14 protein-coding genes, 2 pseudogenes and 1 riboswitch are annotated in these 19,497 nt (G+C 64.8%); of the genes and pseudogenes, 5 read left to right on the plus strand and 11 right to left on the minus strand.

Annotated features, from left to right (window positions below; all coding sequences use genetic code 11):
* The first annotated feature begins 78 nt into the window (after positions 1-78).
* Entirely contained in the window at positions 79-1,098 is a 1,020-nt protein-coding gene (locus AC2W7L_RS14365; protein WP_486004971.1) for a hypothetical protein, read from the plus strand.
* A gap of 179 nt (positions 1,099-1,277) precedes the next feature.
* Positions 1,278-1,730 carry a pyridoxamine 5'-phosphate oxidase family protein gene (locus AC2W7L_RS14370; protein WP_486004972.1) on the plus strand — a complete coding sequence of 151 codons (453 nt, stop codon included), beginning with the start codon at positions 1,278-1,280 and terminating at the stop codon, positions 1,728-1,730.
* Here AC2W7L_RS14370 and AC2W7L_RS14375 read toward each other — a convergent pair.
* A complete protein-coding gene (locus AC2W7L_RS14375; RefSeq protein ID WP_486004973.1) occupies positions 1,619-2,650 on the minus strand; it encodes a glycerophosphodiester phosphodiesterase in 1,032 nt (343 codons plus the stop codon). The genes AC2W7L_RS14370 and AC2W7L_RS14375 overlap by 112 nt on opposite strands.
* Positions 2,651-3,120: 470 nt before the next feature.
* On the opposite strand from AC2W7L_RS14375, the pseudogene AC2W7L_RS14380 reads away from it, so the two are divergent.
* Positions 3,121-4,481, plus strand: a pseudogene (locus AC2W7L_RS14380) (alanine/glycine:cation symporter family protein).
* Positions 4,482-4,810: 329 nt separating this feature from the next.
* Here AC2W7L_RS14380 and thpD read toward each other — a convergent pair.
* The 10 genes and pseudogenes from thpD to AC2W7L_RS14430 form a co-directional block, all read right to left on the minus strand.
* The gene (thpD, locus tag AC2W7L_RS14385; protein ID WP_486004974.1) at positions 4,811-5,719 is read right to left on the minus strand and encodes an ectoine hydroxylase; all 909 of its coding nucleotides are present in this window, start codon (positions 5,717-5,719) and stop codon (positions 4,811-4,813) included.
* A 205-nt stretch (positions 5,720-5,924) separates the two neighbouring features.
* Positions 5,925-6,623 (minus strand): hypothetical protein, encoded by a 699-nt coding sequence (locus AC2W7L_RS14390; RefSeq protein WP_486004975.1) that lies wholly within the window; start codon positions 6,621-6,623, stop codon positions 5,925-5,927.
* Between the two features lie 276 nt (positions 6,624-6,899).
* Complete coding sequence (locus AC2W7L_RS14395; protein ID WP_025778555.1) at positions 6,900-7,307, minus strand: ectoine synthase; 408 nt, start codon at positions 7,305-7,307, stop codon at positions 6,900-6,902.
* Between the two features lie 170 nt (positions 7,308-7,477).
* A complete protein-coding gene (ectB, locus tag AC2W7L_RS14400) occupies positions 7,478-8,770 on the minus strand; it encodes a diaminobutyrate--2-oxoglutarate transaminase (protein ID WP_486004976.1) in 1,293 nt (430 codons plus the stop codon).
* 162 nt (positions 8,771-8,932) lie between these two features.
* Positions 8,933-9,427: a diaminobutyrate acetyltransferase gene (ectA, locus tag AC2W7L_RS14405; protein WP_486004977.1), complete on the minus strand. Its 495-nt coding sequence runs from the start codon at positions 9,425-9,427 to the stop codon at positions 8,933-8,935.
* Between the two features lie 330 nt (positions 9,428-9,757).
* Positions 9,758-11,227, minus strand: coding sequence for an L-serine ammonia-lyase (locus tag AC2W7L_RS14410; protein WP_486004978.1), 1,470 nt, complete (start codon positions 11,225-11,227; stop codon positions 9,758-9,760).
* A 230-nt stretch (positions 11,228-11,457) separates the two neighbouring features.
* On the minus strand, positions 11,458-11,856 hold the full coding sequence (gene gcvH, locus AC2W7L_RS14415) for a glycine cleavage system protein GcvH (protein ID WP_486004979.1): 399 nt from the start codon (positions 11,854-11,856) through the stop codon (positions 11,458-11,460).
* Between the two features lie 113 nt (positions 11,857-11,969).
* Positions 11,970-13,230: pseudogene (locus tag AC2W7L_RS14420) on the minus strand (glycine cleavage system aminomethyltransferase GcvT).
* Positions 13,230-16,163: an aminomethyl-transferring glycine dehydrogenase gene (gene gcvP, locus AC2W7L_RS14425; RefSeq protein ID WP_486004980.1), complete on the minus strand. Its 2,934-nt coding sequence runs from the start codon at positions 16,161-16,163 to the stop codon at positions 13,230-13,232. The pseudogene AC2W7L_RS14420 and the gene gcvP overlap by 1 nt, the downstream one beginning before the upstream one ends.
* Positions 16,164-16,324: 161 nt before the next feature.
* A riboswitch (glycine riboswitch) is annotated at positions 16,325-16,440 on the minus strand.
* 657 nt (positions 16,441-17,097) lie between these two features.
* A complete protein-coding gene (locus tag AC2W7L_RS14430) occupies positions 17,098-17,916 on the minus strand; it encodes an SDR family oxidoreductase (RefSeq protein WP_486004981.1) in 819 nt (272 codons plus the stop codon).
* Between the two features lie 171 nt (positions 17,917-18,087).
* Between AC2W7L_RS14430 and AC2W7L_RS14435 the strand changes: the two genes are divergently transcribed.
* Both AC2W7L_RS14435 and AC2W7L_RS14440 read left to right on the plus strand, forming a co-directional pair.
* Positions 18,088-18,606: a DUF1990 domain-containing protein gene (locus AC2W7L_RS14435; protein WP_486004982.1), complete on the plus strand. Its 519-nt coding sequence runs from the start codon at positions 18,088-18,090 to the stop codon at positions 18,604-18,606.
* 5 nt (positions 18,607-18,611) lie between these two features.
* Positions 18,612-19,451, plus strand: a complete 840-nt coding sequence (locus AC2W7L_RS14440) for a phosphotransferase family protein (RefSeq protein WP_486004983.1) — start codon at positions 18,612-18,614, stop codon at positions 19,449-19,451.
* Positions 19,452-19,497 lie beyond the last annotated feature (46 nt).

The raw sequence follows: 19,497 nt of genomic DNA on the forward strand, positions 1-19,497 counted from the left end.
CGAGATCACGCTCAAGACAGTGCGAGATCCTCCCCATTCAGCCGACAAGGGAACTGGTTTTTATGGGAGCATGAGGCCATGACCACCGCATCGAACACCGACTCCCACAACCCGAGAATCGGCCTTGACGCCCGCAAGATGGCCATCACCGCCGTTGCCGCCGTCGTCTTCCTCGTCACATGCATCGCCGCCGAGCTCCTCGAGACCATGGCGCAGGATACCTTTGTGTCGTCACCGGGACCGAGCCTCCTGCATCTGGCACTCATCGCCGTCTCCGGCGCAGCTGCGATCACAGTCGGCAGGGACCTTCGCCCGATTCCCCGCAGCGTGTTCATCGTCGTGACCGTGGTTCTCTGCGCAATCGCGTTGCTGAAGTCGATCTTCACCATCGACGCGTTCGGCACGGATACCGAGGGCTTGGCCGACGCTTCCATGCTCCTCTCGGTCCTCGACATCCTGAATCTCATCGTGGCGGTGGCTTTCCCGATCGTCGTGGCCCTCGCCCTGGCCGCGGTCACGGCTCGACTCGTCCCCATCGCCGAGGCGGCCGCCCCCACCGCCATCCGCCGCCGTTCGCGTACCGCCGTCACCGGGTTGTTCGTCGCAGCCGGGACCGTGGTTCTCGTCTGGCTGCTGCGCACCATGTTCGTCGACGCCATGTTCCGGTTCGAGTACGGTGATGCCGTCAATGCTCTGGGCGCAGCGGTCGGGCTCGTCTCCGCCGTCGCCGCCCTGCGGATCATCGCCGAGTCTCGGTCGCTGCCGGCCGATGAGCCGGCCCTCGGGTCGTCTTCTTCCGGCACCACACCGCGATCTGCTCGCACTCTGGCGTTCGTCGTCGTCGCCTGCGGACTGCTTCTGTGCCTGGAGTCGACCTTGCTCGCCGTCGGATATCCACCGGTCTCCAGCCTGGGATACACGGGCTGGGTCGTCTCCATGTTCGGCTTCGTCCTCGGCAGCCTCGTGCTCGCAGCCCGCACGCTCAACTGCGCTCCGACCCACGACGCCCAGACCCGCGACGAAGAGTCTGCCCTATCCGGCGACGAGGAGAGCGACAAGTCCCACGACCGCGCGATCCGCCGGCCCGCCCACGACTGAGCCGGCCCGCGACTGCCGCAGACTGCTCGCCCACAGCTGAGCCGCCCCACGTGGTGAGACCACATCATCCGACGGGCAAACACCTCTTCCTCCTCAGCCGCGCTTCTTCTACACTATGTAGAACTCAGCGAGGAGGGAGCCGAACACGGTGACCACCGCTGTCGGACAGGAGGACGACCATGAACACCGAATCACCCTGGACCCTCGACGCCAAGGACTGCTGGGAGCACCTGCGGTCGACCACAGTCGGCCGACTGGCGGTCATCGTCGATGACGCCCCGGAGATCTTCCCGGTCAACTTCACCGTCGAGCATTCCGCTCTTGTCATCCGCACCGGGGACGGCACGAAGATCGACGCCATGCGCAGTCATCCCCGCGTCGCCTTCGAGATCGACGGCGTCGATGAGGAGACCGCATTCAGCGTCGTCGTCAAAGGCGATGCGAAGGAGATCACCGCTCCCGACGACCTGCGCAGCACCGTCTCGCTCGACGTCTCCCCGCTGCAGCCCGGCACGAAGAATCACTTCGTCCGGATCCTCGCCGAGGAGGTCACCGGCCGCAGCTTCCCCGTGACCGATCCGACGACGTGGAAGTCAGCTCTCAGCGACGTGGCGCGCGCTCCGCACGAGTGACTGATGCGGCGCGTTCGGGCATTGTGATTCGAACTCGAACGCTGGGGCAGCGCCCGGTCATCAGAGTGCTTCGACAACCTCGACGAGGCGGTCAGGGGCGTTGGTGATGATGCCGTCGCGCCGACGTCGATCGCCCGTTCCATCTCGCCGAGATCGTCGACGGTCCATACCAAGCTGGTCATTCCGAGTTCGTGGATGGCGGTGAGGAAGTCCTCGTCGGCGGCGCAGAATTCAGGGTTGACCTGGTCGACCCAGTCGGCGAAGTCCTGAAGTTCGTCCGGGCAGGGTCGGCCGAGCACACCGACCGGGATCTCCGGGGCGAGTCCGTGGAACTCTTCGACGAATGCCCAGTTCGCGGACTGGACGACGAGCATGCCGGCGGCCAAAGCCCGGTCGAGATAGTTCGGCACGGCGCGCAGGGCGGTCACGATCGCCTCGGCGATTGCGGGATAGATCTCGGGATGCTTGACCTCGAGCAGCAGACCGGTGCGGGTGTCGTGGGCGAGAGTGAGCACCTCGGCGAGACGGGGCACGCGTATCCCGGCGAATTCCTCACCTTTCCAGCTTCCGGCATCGAGGGTGGCGATCTGGGCGGCATTCATGCCGGCGATGCGGCGGTCTTCGCGGTTCGGGTACAGGGTGCGGGCGTCGGTGGTGCGATCGACGGTGGTGTCGTGCATGATCACGAGCTCACCGTCGGCACTCATGTGGACGTCGGTTTCGATCATGTCGGCGCCCTGGTCGATGCCGGCGATGAACGCAGGGATCGTGTTCTCCGGCCAATCGGCGGACGCACCTCGGTGTGCGATGACCAGGGGCGGGACTCGAACTCGGGCAGGGTCGATCACGGTGCCGGCGGCTGCGGCGCTGAGGTCGCGGGGCGAGGGATCAGAGGTGGGGGTGGCGAGGGTGATGGGCATTTCAGAACTCCTCCACGGAGACTGCGGGTGGCGTTCGGACGCCGGATCCAACTGCTGCGCGGTGGCCGAACGATGAGCACTAGGCCGCCTAGATTAGGCGGCCCGAGCAAGTTCCGGATGATGCGAGAGTGGACGGAACATGAATCCTGACGGTGTCGACACTGGCCGTCGCCTGGGCCGATGCTGACTCGGCCGAAAGGGAATGTCGCCCTTCGGGCAGGGGCCACTGCCCGAACCTCGGGAGCCGGGGTGGCAGACTGGGTATAACCACGGACGGAGTTCCCGCGTTCCGCACCTCCGATCCTCTCCAGCACGATTGCCGAAGGAGGCGCAGTTCGATGGAGTTACTCCAAAGTATGTTTGACAGTGTCAGCGGAGTGTCGTCATACATCCTCGTGGCTGTTCTCATCCCCACTGGTCTGTATTTCACTATCCGCACGGGAGCGGTGCAGGTCCGCCTGCTGCCCGAGATGTTCCGCACCCTGACCGAGCCGGGCGGACGGGATTCCGAGGGCAACCGGAACATCTCGCCGTTCCGCGCATTCTCGATCTCTGCAGCCTCGCGGGTGGGAACGGCGAACATCGCCGGTGTCGCCTTAGCGATCTCGCTCGGTGGTCCGGGTGCGATGTTCTGGATGTGGCTGACGGCCATCGTCGGCGGCGCCACGGCCTTCGCCGAGTCTGCACTCGGCCAGCTGTACAAGCTCAAGGACGGCCCGAACTTCCGCGGCGGTCCTGCCTACTACATCAGGCACGGGCTGAATATGAAGTGGCTCGGACTGGTCTTCGCCGTCATCGTCGCCATCACCTACGGCATCGTGTTCAACTCGGTGCAGTCGAACTCGATCGTCGACGCCGTCGGGGCGTCCTTCGGAGTCGAGAGTTCGGACGGCGTCTTCGCTGCAGTGGCTGGCGCGATCATCGCCGTCGCCGCGTTCCTCATCTTCGCCGGAGGTGCCAAGCGCATCTCGAACATCTCCGCTTATCTGGTGCCGATCATGGCCGGCCTCTACCTCATCGTCGGCATCATCGTCGTGGTGATGAACATCGGTGCCGTGCCGTCGATGATCGCCACGATCGTCACGACGCGTTCAGCATGGATTCGATCGCCGGTGGAACGCTGGGATCGATCATGCTCATCGGTGTGCAGCGCGGCCTGTTCTCCAATGAGGCCGGTATCGGTTCGGTGCCGAACGCCGCGGCCACGGCCTCGGCGTCGCACCCGGCCAAGCAGGGTTTCGTGCAGGCTTTGGGCGTGTACTTCGATACGATCCTCGTCTGCTCGATCACCGCATTCATCATCCTGCTGTCGAATCCGGAGTACGGCAGCTCCGCTGAGGGCATCCAGCTCACGCAGACGGCGCTGAGCGGGCAGCTCGGGCAGTGGGCGATCCACTTCCTGACCTTGGCGATCTTCCTCTTCGCGTTCTCGTCGATCCTCGGCAACTACTACTACGGCGAGGCGAATATCGAGCATCTGACGACGAACCGTGTCGCGCTGCGTGTGTATCAGGTCATCGTCATGGTCTCGGTGTTCATCGGTGCGATCGCGGCCCTCGACCTGGTCTGGACCGCAGCAGACATCTTCATGGCGATCATGGCGCTCATCAACCTCTTCGCCCTGCTGATGCTCTCGCCGCTGGTGTTCTCGCTGCTGAAGAACTACCAGAACCAGCGCAGAGCCGGTTATGAACCGATCTTCCGCCGCGGCGATCTGCCCACGTTCAAGCGCATCAATACCGAGGTCGACGCCTGGGACGGCACCGACGAGGTGACCACCGCGAAGTTCTGGCGTGATCGCGGGAAGAAGGTCCGCCCCGACAAAGAGTGATGCTGCCGAACAGCAGTCGACAACGCACATCGGGCGCTCCCTTCGCAGGAGCGCCCGATGTGTTTTCATTCCCCAGGATCCGAAAGACAGTCTCCCCGACCCTCAGGAGGTCCCATTGAGTATCGATCGCGCTGAGTTGGCAGATGCCCTCGCCGAGGCGACCGGATGGTCGGTCACGGCAGATCCCCACCGAGGTCTGCGCAGACGCAGAAGGGGTCCGGCGTCGCGACTGCGGCACCGGACCCCTTCTGTGCTGATGCGCTCACTCCGCAGGGAGTATCAGGCGGGCGCATGGCATCAGCGACCGGAGTCATTGCGTATGGGAGGAGTCACCGACCGGCTGGAGTGAAGTCAGTGCTGCCGACGAACTCCGGACGCGGTTTCGGCGCTGCGAAGGGTTCCACACACGTGTTCTCCACCGAGTTGTACACGATGAAGATATTCGAGCGCGAGAACGGAGTGACGTTGCCGTTCGACGCATGCATGCAGTTGGAGTCGAACATGATCGCTCCGCCGGCCGCTCCTTCGAGCACGTCGATGCCGTATTCGTCGGCGAAGTCGCTGAGAGTCTGACGATCCGGGGTGCCCGCACCCTGCATGATAAGTGACTTCCGATAGTTGTCCTCGGGAGTGCCTCCCACGCAGCTGATGTAGCGCTTGTGCGAACCGGGCATGATCATCAGCGGGCCGTTGAATGAGTAGTTGTCCGTCAGCGACAGCGAAAGACTCACCGCGCGCGGAGTGGGCATTCCGTCCTCAGCATGCCAGGTCTCGAAGTCCGAATGCCAGGAGAACTCTTTGCCGACGAATCCTGGCTTGTAGTTGATCCGGCTCTGATGGATATAGACATCGGTTCCGAGGATCTGACGTGCACGGTCGACGAGGCGCGGATCGTTCGCGATCTTTCTGAAGATCTCATTGGTGCGATGGATGTCGAATATCGACCGGACCTCGTCGGACTCGGCTTCGACGACGGTACGCTCATCGGCCTTCACCTCCGGGTCGCGCGAAAGCCTGTGGAGCTCGTCGGTGAAGAGTTTGAGCTCTTCGCTTGTGATGAGCTGATCGATCGTCAGATAGCCCGCGTCCTCGAAGTGCTTGAGATCAGCCGCCTCGAGGGGGCCGTCTTCGGGAGAGCCGAAGACGATCGGACCCGTGCGCGGGAGAACCTCTGTGGTCTCACCGGAGCGAGTCGGATAGAGATCTGTAGTTGCGGTCGCAGCTGACACTGCTGTCATCATTTCTCCTTCCTTCGCTATGTGCCGTCTGCCGGTGCAGCGGCGCGGCCGCTCATCGCCCCGGCAGATCGGGTTGTGCGGCCACCGTAACAGGAGGGCGTCAACACCGGTACCCCGGTCAGAGCCAGGACAGAGAGAACGGCACCCTCGGTGCGATCCAACAGAGATGAATCGCCTCCAAAGGTGCCGGTCATTCTTTGGACGGTCAGCGTTTGACCGACTTCGAGGTCGCTCCGGTTGCCCAGCTGACCTGGCTGAAGGTGACACGGTAGTACTTCTTGCTCTTCGACTTCAGCTTGTAGGTGGCCGTGCCCTTCTTCGCGGAGACCGTCTTCAGCGTCTTCCATTTGCTGCCGGACTTGACCTGGAACTTCACCTTCGGGCTGTACTTGATCTTCCCGTAGCGCTCCGGGTGGTAGACCTTCGACGACGAGGTCAGCGTGACCGTGCTTCCACTGCGCTTCGAGGACAAAGACGCATACGCTTTGCCGCGAACGTAGAAGTACCCCTTGGTGTAGTCGGTACGGTCGACGTACTTCGAGAAGCTGGAATTGTTCGCCCAGACATCTGACGGACCGAGCGTGTATTTTCCGAGCCCCGACCAGTCCGGGCAGACCATCGAACGCGCTCGCTTCGTGTTGCCGTCATGACTGAAAGACACGTAGTCGACTATTCCGCCGCTCCGAGTGACATCAACATCGACGAACCATTCGGAAACACCCGATTTCTTGTGAGCCATCGTCACGTCGACGTTGCGGCAGTTCGAATTGGAGACAACCATGCTCTTGGCAGAGAGCTTCGTGACGTCGAACTTCGCACTCGCTGCCTCGGCGGAGACAGCAGGACCAACGGCAAGGGCGAAAGCGGCAATTGACGCCACGAGGGCGCGTTTGAGGAACTTCATGGAGACTCCAACTGAAGATGGGATGGAAGGGGATGCCTGAGTCGGAGTCAAAGAATGTGCAGTCGGCAACGAGAAGTCACGAAACTTGAAAGTTGTATGACCGAAGATTATCACACCTGAAGTCTGCCCGGCGCCGCTCAATTTCGCCGCCCAACTGTGCTTCTCAAGCCCACAACTCAACCACACGCAAAGGCGGCCCGAGCGCAATGCTCGGGCCGCCTCGGCGAGTGAAGCTCAGTCGGCTTTCGCCGACTCAGCGTTCAAAGGGGAACTGAATCAGTTCGCGGGTGCTGCTTCATCCTCGAGGATGAGGGGGTACACGCCGTTCTCATCGTGAACCTCGCGACCGGTGACCGGCGGGTTGAACACGCAGGCCATGCGCAGCTCTTCCTCGGCCACGACGGTGTGCTTCTCGTTTCCGTCGAGGAGGTACATGACGCCATCGTGGAGCGGGTATTCCTTCCCGGTCTCCAGGTCGGTCAGCGTTCCCTTGCCCTGCACGCAATACACGGCTTCGACGTGGTTCTGGTAGTGGAACGTGGAGGTGGTTCCTGCGTAGATCACGGTGTCGTGGAACGAGAATCCGACGCGCTCCTTGCCGAGCACCATGCGGCGTGAGCGCCAGGTCTCGGACTTCACATCGCGGTCGGTGTCGTTGAGGTCATCGCGGTTGACTACGTACATTTGTGGTCCTTTCGCAAAAGGTCGGTGAAAGTATTCAGGGGTGGACCGCGGGCGACCGCTGCAAATCAACGGCAACCGTCAGCCCGGCTGGGCGATCGAGCTGGTGAGCTCGGTTCGACCCAAAGCTCAGGCCGGCGCCACAGTTGCGACGCCGGCCCGGCAGAGGTGGGTCAGGCCAGTGCGGCCTTGGCAGCGGCGGGAGCGAACTTGAGCACTCCGGCCTCGATGATGTCCAGGCCCGCCTGCAGATCGCGCGAGTCGATCGTCAGCGGCGGCATGATCTTGATGACTTCGTCATCGGCACCCGAGGTCTCGAGCAGGAGACCGTTCTCGAAGGCGTAGGCGGCAACCTTCTCCGCCACTTCGAGGTCTTCGAAGCAGACGCCGGCCAGCAGGCCGCGCCCGCGGATCGAAGCACCTTCGGCCTTCTCGACGATTCCGTCGAGGCGCTGGTGCAGCGCGGCGATGGTGTCGGCAAGCTGGTTCTGGAACTCGTTGTCGGCCCAGAAAGTCTTGATGGCGGCGGTCGCGGTGACGAACGCGGGGTTGTTTCCGCGGAAGGTGCCGTTGTGCTCGCCGGGCTCCCAGACGTCGAGCTCGGGACGGAACAGAGTCAGTGCCAGCGGCAGACCCGAACCGGAGATCGACTTCGACAGGCAGACGATGTCGGGCTCGATGCCGGCCTCTTCGAAGCTGAAGAACGAGCCGGTGCGGCCGCAGCCGGCCTGCACGTCATCGACGATGAGGAGGATCTCGTGCTTCTTGCACAGATCGGACAGGGCGCGCAGCCATTCGGCGCGAGCGGCACGGAGTCCGCCCTCGCCCTGCACGGTCTCGACGATGACGGCGGCAGGCTTGTCGACGCCCGAGCCGGAGTCCTCGAGAACCTTCTCCAGCCACAGGAAGTCCGCAACCTCGCCGTCGAAGTAGTCGTCATAGGGAATCTTCGAGCTGTTGGTCAGCGGGATGCCTGCGCCTTCTCGCTTCATCGAGTTGCCGGTCACCGACAGCGATCCCAGCGTCATACCGTGGAACGCGTTGGTGAACGAGAGCATGTGCTGGCGACCGGTCACCTTGCGAGCGAGCTTGAGCGCCGCCTCGACGGTGTTGGTTCCCGTCGGTCCGGGGAACATGACGGAATAGTCGAGACCGCGCGGCTTGAGGATGAGGTCCTGGAAGGTCTGCAGGAACTCACGCTTGGCCGGGGTCTTCATGTCCATCGAGTGCAGAACGGCACCCGACTGCAGGTATTCGATGAGCGGGCCCATCACGGCCGGGTTGTTGTGGCCGTAATTGAGCGCGCCGGCGCCGGAGAAGAAGTCGAGGTACTCGTTGCCGTCTTCGTCCCACTGCTTGGCACCTTGTGAACGGGCGAAGGTGGCGGGCCAGGAACGGCAGTAGCTGCGCACGGCAGACTCGCGAGTTTCGAAGATGTCGGGCTTGTCAGAAGGTGTTTCGGTCATCTTTGGAGTCCTTTCGACTTCTTGATTGTGCGGCTGCATCGTGTGCAGTCGCCGAGGCGGTGGCCGCTGCCGCTCATTGCGGGCGTTTCCTTCCGCCTCCTGGCACCTGTCGCGTTCGCTCCCTTGAGGCAGGGGGCTGCGGGGTGCCGGGGGTGGGGCTCGTTACAGGGGTGCGATCTCGTAGAGGTACTCGGTGTCGTGGCCGTCCGGGTACATCTCCGGGGTGAACAGCGGGCGCCGGTCGTATCCTGCTCCGCGCTGGTCTGCGAAGGCCTGGAACAGACGGTTGGACGCCGCGTTGTCATCGGTGATCGTCGTCTCCATGCGGAGAGCGCCGGTGCGATCGGCCAGCTCGTGGAGCATGGTCGAAGCGAGTCCGTGACCACGGAACTTCTCGTCGACGGCGACCTGCCAGATCATCAGGGTGTCCGGATTCTCCGGACGGGTGTACCCGGTGATGAAGCCGGCGGGCTCTCCGTCGATTCGCGCGATCACCGAGGTGTCCGCGAAGTCGCGGCACCACAGCAGGTACGAGTACGAGGAGTTCAGATCGAGCACGGCTGTATCTTTCGCGAGCCGCCATAGATGTTGTCCGTCCTCCAGCTCGGGAGTCCGGACGTCGATTTGCGTCTTCGGTTCAGCGAGTGCGTTAATCACGCCAACAAACCTAACGGGATGAGATTGAGCGTCAACCTCGAAACCGTCGATTTCGGGGCACTTCCGCAACGATCGCCCCGACCTACCGACATGTAACAGACCCGGCCTTGCCCATGGCATCGTTGGGATGTGACGGGGCGCTCCTTCGCGCTCATACCGCGCCGGAGGTTCGTTATCGTTTCGTTACATTTGGATGTAGTTGGAACAAGGGTTCCACGTGTTCCATGTCACTTCGGTCGAATTGGGACAGCAAGGAAGCCTGTTGCTCGATTGTGCGTTCTGAGGCTCTGTGAGCGGCTTCGCGGCGGCTCGGGGCCGCGCCCTCCGCCCTCAGCACTCGACGACGTTGACGGCGAGGCCGCCCATCGCTGTCTCCTTGTACTTCGAGGACATGTCCGCCCCGGTCTGGCGCATCGTCTCGATCACTTCGTCGAGGCTGACCCGGTGCTGGCCATCTCCCCACAGCGCCATGCGGGAGGCGTTGATGGCCTTGCCCGCGGCGATCGCGTTGCGTTCGATGCACGGCACCTGCACGAGCCCGGAGATCGGATCGCAGGTCAGGCCCAGGTTGTGCTCCATCGCGATCTCGGCGGCGTTCTCCACCTGCTCGGGCGTCCCGCCCATGACGGCGGCCAGTCCCCCGGCAGCCATCGACGAGGCGGATCCGACCTCACCCTGACAGCCCACCTCGGCACCGGAGATCGACGCCCGCTCCTTGTACAGGACTCCGATGGCCGCCGCGGTGAGCAGGAAGTCGACGATCGCCCGATGCTTCGCGGATTCGCCGCCCTCCATCATCGCGGGAACATAGTTGAGCGCATAGTGCAGCACGGCGGGGATGATGCCGGCCGCCCCGTTGGTGGGTGCGGTGACGACGCGGCCGCCCGATGCGTTCTCCTCATTCACGGCCATCGCGATGAGGTTGACCCACTCGAGGTAGAAGCCGGGATCTCGGTCGGGGTCCTCGGCCTTGAGTTTGAGGTACCAGTCGTGCGCGCGGCGGCGGACCTTCAGACCACCGGGCAGATAGCCCGAGCGGTCCAGGGACGCCGAAGCGCATTCCTCCATCACCGAATAGATGTGCAGCAGGCCGTGCCGGATCTCGTCGTCATCACGCATCGACAGTTCGTTGGCGTGCATGATCTCGGCGATCGACAGGTCGTTCTCGCGGCAGCGCTCAAGCAGCTCGACTCCGGAGTGGAAGGGATAGGGCAGCTCTTCGTCATAGGACTCGAGCTCGGCGTCGACGACGGAGTCCGCGACAGCGAACTCGGCATCGCCGTCTCCCGCGTCCGCCTTCGCGGTCTTCTCCTTGTCGAGGAACTCGGTCTCCGAGGTCACGAATCCCCCGCCCACGGAGTAGTAGGTTTCCTCGGCGAGGGTCTCCCCCGCGGCGTCGTAGGCGGTTACGGTCATGGCGTTCGTGTGGCGCGGCAGCACGGTCAGGGGTCGTTTGACCATGTCATCCTCGGTGAACTTGAGTTCGACACCGTTGCCGGTCGAGTCGCCGAGGATGATCGTCCCGGTCTCGGACATCCGTGTCCGCCGGGCGGTGAGTTCGTTGGCTTCGATGAGGTCGGGGCGGCAGCCTTCGAGGCCGATGAGGATGGCGTCGAAGGTTCCGTGACCGGCTCCGGTGGCGGCCAGGGAACCGAATACGTCGACGCGCAGATCCGCCACGGAGCTAAGCGAATCGCTAAGGAGGTCGATGAAGCTCGCGCCGGCACGCATTGGTCCGACGGTGTGGGAGCTCGACGGTCCGATGCCGACCGTGAAGAGGTCGAAGACACTCAATGGCATGGCAATCACTTCGTTTCTGATGAGATGACGACGGGGCCGACCGAACAGCCGTGCACTCACGTGCAGGGCGAGTCGGTGCCGACAATGCGTCGGCACCGACCTCGACCGACCCCGCTTCAGGGTTTGCATCCTCCACCCGGAGGATCCGCCTCGAAAGGCTGTCCCGTCAGGCAGCCCCGCAGGCCGCCTCGGCGGGACGGGTGAGACTCATGCGAGCCTCACAACGAGTCTCAGAGGGAGTTCGCCTCGGCGTAGCCGGCGGCGTCCATGACTTCGCCGACCTCGGTCACGGCGACCTCGAACAGCCAGCCCTCACCGTAGGGGTCGGAGTTGAGCAGTCCGGGTGAGTCCACGGCTGCCTCGTTGATGGTGACGACCTCGCCGGTCACCGGGGTGTAGAGGTCGGACACGGACTTCGTGGATTCGACCTCGCCGCAGGTCTCACCTGCGGTGATCGTGTCGCCGACCGAGGGCAGGTCGACGTAGACGACCTCGCCGAGGGCATCGGCGGCAACGGCGGTGATGCCGACCTTGACGGTCTTGCCGACGAGCTCATCGGCAGCGCCGTCGACCCATTCGTGTTCGGCGGAGTAGGTGAAGTTCTGCGGGAGCGGGGGCAGCTGTGCCATGTGTCTTCCTTACTGCGACCGCCGCCGGAAGCGGCGATCACGACGTTGTTGTGCCAGGTGAGACCAGTGTACGAGTCACCGGCCCCACCTGGGATGAATTGTGGGTGAGAGCTTCAGTCGGCCTGGCGCTTGTAGAACGGCAGCTGCGTGACGGTGAAGTCGTGCGCCTTGCCGCGGATGTCCACTGTCACGGCGGTGCCCACCTCGGCGCGGTCCCGGTCGATGTAGGCCAGGGCGATCGGGTGGCCGAGCGTCGGTGAGGGCTGGCCGGAGGTGACGGTGCCGACCTCGGCGCCGTCAATGGACACGACGGCTCCGGATCGAGCGGCGCGGCGTCCTTCCGAACTCAGGCCGACGAGAACGCGCGGGGGTTCGGTCTCTCCCAGCTTCGCGAGGGCTTCGCGGGCGAAGAAGACGTCCTTCGTGTTGAACCCGATCATCCGGCCCAGTCCCGCATCGAACGGGGTGGTGTTCTGGTCGAGTTCGTTGCCGTAGAGCGGCATTCCCGCTTCCAGGCGCAGCGAATCGCGCGCGGCCAGACCGCAGGGCACGAGCCCGTAGTCGGCTCCGGCGGTCACGAGCGACTCCCACAGGCGGACGGCGCCGCGGCTCGGCAGGTAGAGCTCGAATCCGTCCTCGCCGGTGTATCCGGTGCGGGCGAGCATGAGGTCGATCCCGGCGATCGTCAGCGGCATCCACGCGTAGTACTTCAGCTCGCGCACTGCCTCACCGATGGTGATCGTCTCATCCCCCGCCGAGGTGGCTCCCCCGTTGGCCTCGTCCGTGACCTGAGCCTTTGCCACGTCACGCGCCGGTCGCGGGGTCCGAATTCGCCGTCGGCGGAGTCGTCGAGGGCGCGCAGATGATGGCTTCGGAGTTCGGTCCCTGTACGGCGATGAGCGCGGTGTCGCCGGATTCGTCGGTCAGGCGCACATCCGATCCGGGTGCCACGGTCTGCAGGAAGTGCTGCAGACGCTCGGTCAGCGCCGTTACCACGGCAGGCGTGTTCGAGGCATTGGGGACGATGAGGAACTCTTCGTCGCCGATGCGGTAGGTGATGAGGTCATCGAGGAGTCCGCCGGCCTCGTTGACGATGACACCGTACTTGGCTTTGCCGATCTTCATCGTCGAGTACTTCGCGACGAGCGCGTAGTCGAGGAAGGCGGCGGCGTCGGCTCCGCTGATAAGCACCTCACCCATATGGGAGAGGTCGAACAGGCCTGCGGCCTCACGCACGGCACGGTGTTCTGCGAGCTCCGAACCGTACTTCAGCGGCATGTCCCAGCCGCCGAAGTCGGTGAAGGATGCGCCGAGGTCAGCGTGGACGCTGTGCAGCGGGGTCTCTTTGGGGGCGTTGGCAGTCTGATCAGTCATCAGTTGTCCTCTTCCTCGAACTCTTCGAAGGCCTCTGGCGGCGGGCAGGAGCACACCAGGTTGCGGTCGCCGTAGGCTCCGTCGATACGGCTGACCGGCGGGAAGTACTTCGTCAGGCGCAGGCTCGGAACCGGGAACACGGCGGTCTCACGCGAGTATTCGGCATCCCAGTCGTCCATCACGACGGTCGCCGGGTGCGGAGCGAGTGCCAGCGGCGACTCTTCGTAGGAGTACGCCTTGCCGATCTGGTCGATCTCGGCACGGATGGTGCGCATGGCCTCGATGAAGCGGTCGAGCTCTTCCTTGTCCTCGGACTCGGTCGGTTCGACCATGAGGGTGCCGGGGACCGGGAAGGCCAGGGTCGGGGCGTGGAAGCCGAAGTCGACGAGGCGCTTGCAGACATCCTCGGCGGTGACTCCCGTCGCCGCGGTGATGGCGCGGAGGTCGAGGATCGTCTCGTGTCCGACGAGTCCGTTCTCACCCGAGTAGAGGATCGGGTAGACGTCGCCGAGCTTCTTCGCCAGGTAGTTCGCACCCAGCAGCGCAGCCCGTGAGGCTTCGCGCAGTCCCTCGGCGCCCATGAGTTCGAGGTAGGCGAAGCTGATCGGCAGGACGCCGGCGGAGCCGAACATCGAGGCCGAGATCGGCAGTTCCTTGGCCTCCGGGTCACCGGCGACGAGCAGCGGATCGGTGGCGTCACCCGGCAGGTAGGGCGCGAGGTGTTCGCGCACTGCGACGGGTCCGACGCCCGGACCGCCGCCTCCGTGAGGGATGCAGAAAGTCTTGTGCAGGTTGAGGTGGGAGACGTCGCCGCCGAATTCGCCGGGCTTGGCGAGGCCGACCATGGCGTTGAGGTTCGCACCGTCGACATAGACCTGGCCGCCGGCGGCGTGGACCTTCTCGCAGACCTCGCGGACCTGCGGTTCGAACACACCGTGCGTCGACGGGTAGGTGATCATGATGCCGGCGATCTTGCCTTCGTGCTTGGCGATCTTCGCATCGAGGTCGTCCATGTCCACGGATCCGTCATCGGCGGTGGCAACAACTTGGACCTGGAGTCCCGCGAGCACTGCCGAGGCGGCGTTCGTGCCGTGTGCCGACTGCGGGATGAGCACGACGGTGCGGGCATCATCGCCGCCCGCCACATGGTAGGAGCGGATGGCGAGCAGCCCGGCCAGCTCACCCTGGGATCCGGCGTTGGGCTGCAGCGACACGCGGTCGTAGCCGGTGACCTCGACGAGCGAGTCTTCGAGGCGGGTGATGAGCTTCCGCCAGCCCTGGGTCTGCTCGGCCGGGGCAAAGGGGTGGATGGAGGCGAATTCCGGCCAGGTGATGGGTTCCATCTCGGCGGCGGCGTTGAGCTTCATCGTGCACGAGCCCAGCGGAATCATCGTCCGGTCCAGCGCGAGGTCCCGATCGGCCAGGGTGCGCAGGTAGCGCATCATCGAGGTCTCGGAGCCGTGGGCGCTGAAGACGGGGTGGGTGAGGAATTCGGTGTCCCGGTGGAACTTCGCATCAAATGCGGGCTCCGGCACGGCGTTGGCCCCGAAGGTCCCCGCCGAGGCGGCTTCGAAGTCGTCCGCGTCGACCCGGGCATAGATGCCGAGGGCTTCGAGCAGGCCGTTGGCGTCGGCCACGGTGTGGGGCTCGCCGAAGGAGACGCCGACGGTCGAGTCGTCGATGACACGGATGTTGAATCCGGCCTGGTCGGCGACGTAGCGGGCGGCTTCGGAATCGGCGACCCGAAGTGCCACGGTGTCGAAGAACTCCCAGGTGACCACCTCGGCACCAGGGGCGGTGTCCGCGGCCTTCGCAAAGGCGTGGGCCAGGCGGTGGATGCGGGAGGCGATGCGGGTCAAGCCGACCGGGCCGTGGTAGACGGCGTACATCGAGGCGACGTTGGCGAGCAGCGCCTGCGCGGTGCAGATGTTGCTCGTCGCCTTCTGGCGGCGGATGTGCTGTTCACGGGTCTGCAGGGCCAGGCGGTAGCCGGGCTTGCCCTGGGCGTCCTTCGACACTCCGACGAGGCGGCCGGGCAGCTGGCGCTGGAGTCCGGACTTCACGGCCATGAAGCCGGCGTGGGGGCCGCCGAAGAACAGGGGCACACCGAATCGCTGTGCCGAGCCGACGGCGATGTCCGCACCCTGGGAGGCGCAGTCCTTGAGCAGGGTCAGTGCGAGCAGGTCGGCGTCGAAGGTCACGAGTGCGCCGCGGTCATGCGCGCCGTCGACGGCTTCGGTGAAGTCGCGGATAGCGCCGGTGGTGCCGGGCTGGGCGCAGACGATGCCGAAGATGTCTTCGCCGACGAGGCCTTCGGCGAGGTCGGCAACGGCGACGCGGAAGTCCATGGCCTTGGCGCGGGCACGGACGACGGCGATGGTCTGCGGGTGGAGTTCGGAGTCGAGGACGACGGTTGTCCCCTTCTTCACGGCGCGACGCATCAGCAGGACCGCCTCGGCGACGGCGGTGGCCTCATCGAGGAGGGAGGCGTTGGCGATGTCGAGGCCGGTGAGGTCCTGGACGACCTGCTGGAAGTTCAGCAGCGCTTCGAGGCGGCCCTGGGAGATCTCGGGCTGGTACGGCGTGTAGGCGGTGTACCAGGCGGGGTTCTCGACCAGGTTGCGGCGGATGACGGCCGGGGTGATCGTGTCGTAGTAGCCCTGGCCGATGAGCTGGGTGCGCATGACGTTCTGACCGGCGAGCTCGCGCAGGTCGTTGAGAACGTCGAACTCGGAGCGGCCTGCGGGCAGGTTGAGCTCTTCGTTCTGGATGGATTCGGGGACGGCGGCGCTCGAGAGGGCTTCGAGGGAGTCATAGCCGAGTTCGGCGAGCATGGCCTGGGCGTCATCGGCGCGGGGGCCGATGTGGCGGTCGGAGAAGGGGCGCGCGGTGTCCCCTGTTGCCTGCGTCGTATGGGCGAGTGAACTGGTCAATTGCCGTCCTAGGGTCGGTGTCGCGCCCACCGATAGGAGGACGCAACGATCACTGAGTGTCCTCCCCGATCTGTCGGAGCTGCGGCCTGCCCTGCCTCCGTTTCGTGCGCTCTTCGGCGCGGAATCGGCTGCAGTCGGGACTCGCTGTCCTTCAGATATGCCTGCAATCGGTGGTACTGGGCCTGAGAGTTTCCCGGGGAGGGAATTGCACCTACGGCGCTGCTCGGAAGTCCGGCTCGATTCGGCCCGACTGCGGCAGCTCTCCCACGTCTTGTCTTAGCGGCGTATGAAGTTGTGTGCAGAACCGCGTGGAACTGCGCCTCCGATTCTAGTGAATGAAATCACCCCCGACAAACCCCGGGTTCAGGTGCAGGTCGGGGGCTCGGCAGCACACTCTGCGCCCCTTCCGAGGCGAACGGTCGCCCTGCCGAGGCACACGGTTCCCCTGCCAGTAGCGTCGGTGCGCCACTGTCAGTGCCTTCGGTGGGCGAAATGGTCACGCAGCTGCGCGCAGAACGTGACCATTTCTCCCACCCAATCGGGCTTCCGCTCAAGAAATCCTCGCTAAGGCGGCTCTTCCGTCCCGCCGCGATGTTCAGATCGCGTTGAGGTCCTTGCCCTTGGTCTCGGGCCGACCACTGCTGCCTCGTCTGCGCCCACGCCGCCGGACTGCCGGTGAAAGAGAGCCGGCGCCTCCAGCACGTTGCCCGGATTGGATTGTTGGGTCGATCCGCGGTGGTTTCCGCGCCGAGAACACCGTGGATCGACCCAACAATGCGCCGCAGAATACCGCTGCCCCCTCAGCCGTCGGCTGCCAACACCAGGGAGGAGTCCGACCCTCCTGCGTTGATAGTGGCGAAAGGTCTGAATTCCATCAAGAATTCAGACCTTTCGCCGCTATCAACTCGCAGCCAGAGCCGCCAGATACTCAGCCTCAGGCGCTGCCGCCGGCGGTGACGACTCCCCCATCGGCGGTGAGCACCTGGGCCGTGATCCAATCCGCGTCGTCGGAAGCAAGGTAGGCGACCGCGCCGGCGATGTCCTCGGGAGTGCCGAGGCGCTTGACCGGATACGCGGAGGCGACTTGTTCCTCTCGGCCTTCGTAGAGCGCAGTCGCAAACTTCGTCTTCACCACGGCCGGGGCGACGGCGTTGACGCGGATATCGGGGCCGAGTTCGACGGCGAGCGTCTTCGTCAGGTGCGAGACCGCCGCCTTCGAGATCCCGTAGAAGCCGATGCCCTCGCTCGGGACCTGCCCGGCGACCGAGGACAGTGTCACGACGCGGCCTTTGCTCTCGCGGAACTTCAGCCCCTCGTGGTGAACGGCGTCCTGCACCCAGGCGAGGGTGCCGAGGACGTTGACGTCGAAGATCTTCCGCGCAGCGTCGAGCTCGATATCGACGAGCGGGCCGTAGACGGGGTTGATTCCCGCATTCGCCACGAGCACGTCGAGACGGCCGAACTTCTGCGCGATCGTGTCGAACACCTCTGCTCGGTGCGCCGGGTCATCGGCCTTGCCGGCGATGGCCAGCGCCGTGCCTTCGGGGAACGTTGCGACGGCTTCGTTGAGCGCTTCGGGCTTGCGTGCCGTGAGGACGACGGTGGCCCCCTCGGCGTTGAGCCGCCGAGCGACGCCGAGTCCGATGCCGCGGCTGGCACCGGTGATGACGGCGACCTGTCCTTCGAAGCGGCGACCGGATTTCGGACCCGCCGAGGCGGCCGTGGGCTGAGCGGCTGAGGTGCTGTCTGACATAAATGAACTCCAGTGTCCGTTCGATGGCATGAGCGATCGGCATCGCCTCCCGACGCCGACGTGTAGCGAGCGTTCGTTCAGCTAACCATTTTCATCCTAGGCCTGACCAGGGGCGATGACAAGGGTCGATCGGGCGCGAAGAATGACCGCGATCCGGGTGAGAATGGGGGAATGAATCACCTCGAGCACCACCGCGATCTGGGGCCTGCCGATCTCTTCCCCGCCACCCGAGAGGCGATCTTCACCTGGCAGCTGCAGGAGCTCGCGGGCGTCGCGGTCCGACCCGGACGTCGTGTGGCCGAAGGGCAGGTCGTCGACCTGCGACTCAACCCCTTATGGCCCACCTCGCCGAGGCGGCTGCGCGGTCGGGATCTGCTCGTGACGGTCGGGTCGTGCATCGTCTCCGAGGTCATCGACGAGGCGAACCGCGCCGGATTCACCTATCGCACCTTGCCCGGTCACCTGGAGAACGGGGAGGAGACCTTCCTCGTGTCCACGGACTCCGAGGGCCGCCTCGTTGCCTCGATCACCGCGGATTCTGTACCGGGTCATCCGCTGCTCAAGGCGGTCGGCCCGATCACGACCGCCGCGCAGATGATGATGGCCAAACGCTATACATCCGGGCTCAAGAAGCTGCTCGCCCGGTGCGCGGGCATTCCGCACACACCGGCTGCTGAACCGCGGCGATGATGCGCGTGCCGACATCACAGGAACGAGCCCGTCGATCGGCGTCGACGCTTCTGGGCCGGGATCTCGAGCTGCTCGAGGTCTTCACTGCGGGCCAGCACGCCTTCACCCTTCTGGCTTCCGATGGTGCTTCCGAAGTCGTCGTTCGAACATTTCCCTCAGGAGACGATGCCGTGGCCAGAGAGCTCGCCGCGCTCGAACGAATCACCGCGCTCGGGCCGATGGTCCCTCACCTCGTCGCCGGCAGCGCGGATACCGAAGAACCGCTCATCATCACGACCAGGGTCGCCGGTTCGACGCCCGAGCCCCACGCTGATCTCGTTGCCGTGGCGCAGCAGATGGCTGCGGCACTGTTTTCCATCCATGGACTCGACGGCACCGGACTGCCTCTGGCACCGCTGGCACCGCACACCGGGGAATCGGCGATCGCCCACCGTGCGCAACAGGGGTTCGACCGGCTCGACCTCCGCGATCGAGTGCTCTCCCACGGGGATTTCTGGACCGGCAACGCCCTGTGGGTTCGCGACGAGGCCACCGGGGCGCCTCGCCTCACGGGGGTCGTCGACTGGTCGGGAGCCAAGCACGCTCCGCGGGGCTTCGATCTCGCCTGGTGCAGGCAGGACCTCGTCCTGTTGGGCTCCCGCGCTGCCGCCGCATCGTTCCTCGCCGAGTACGAGGCCCGGCTCGGTGCAGCGATCTCCGACATCAATGACTGGGATGTGCAGGCGGCGGCGAGCGCGGCCGATCGTGTCGAGACCTGGCTGCCGAACTATCACGGCATCGGACTCACTGAGATGACGGCCGAGATGCTGCGCAGCCGCCTCGACGAGTGGAACGCGTCTCTCTGAGAACCACAGAGTCAGCACCCCACAGTCCCACCGCCTCACCACTCCC

It is taken from the genome of Brevibacterium sp. LAARM3_SD1 (assembly GCF_057364765.1).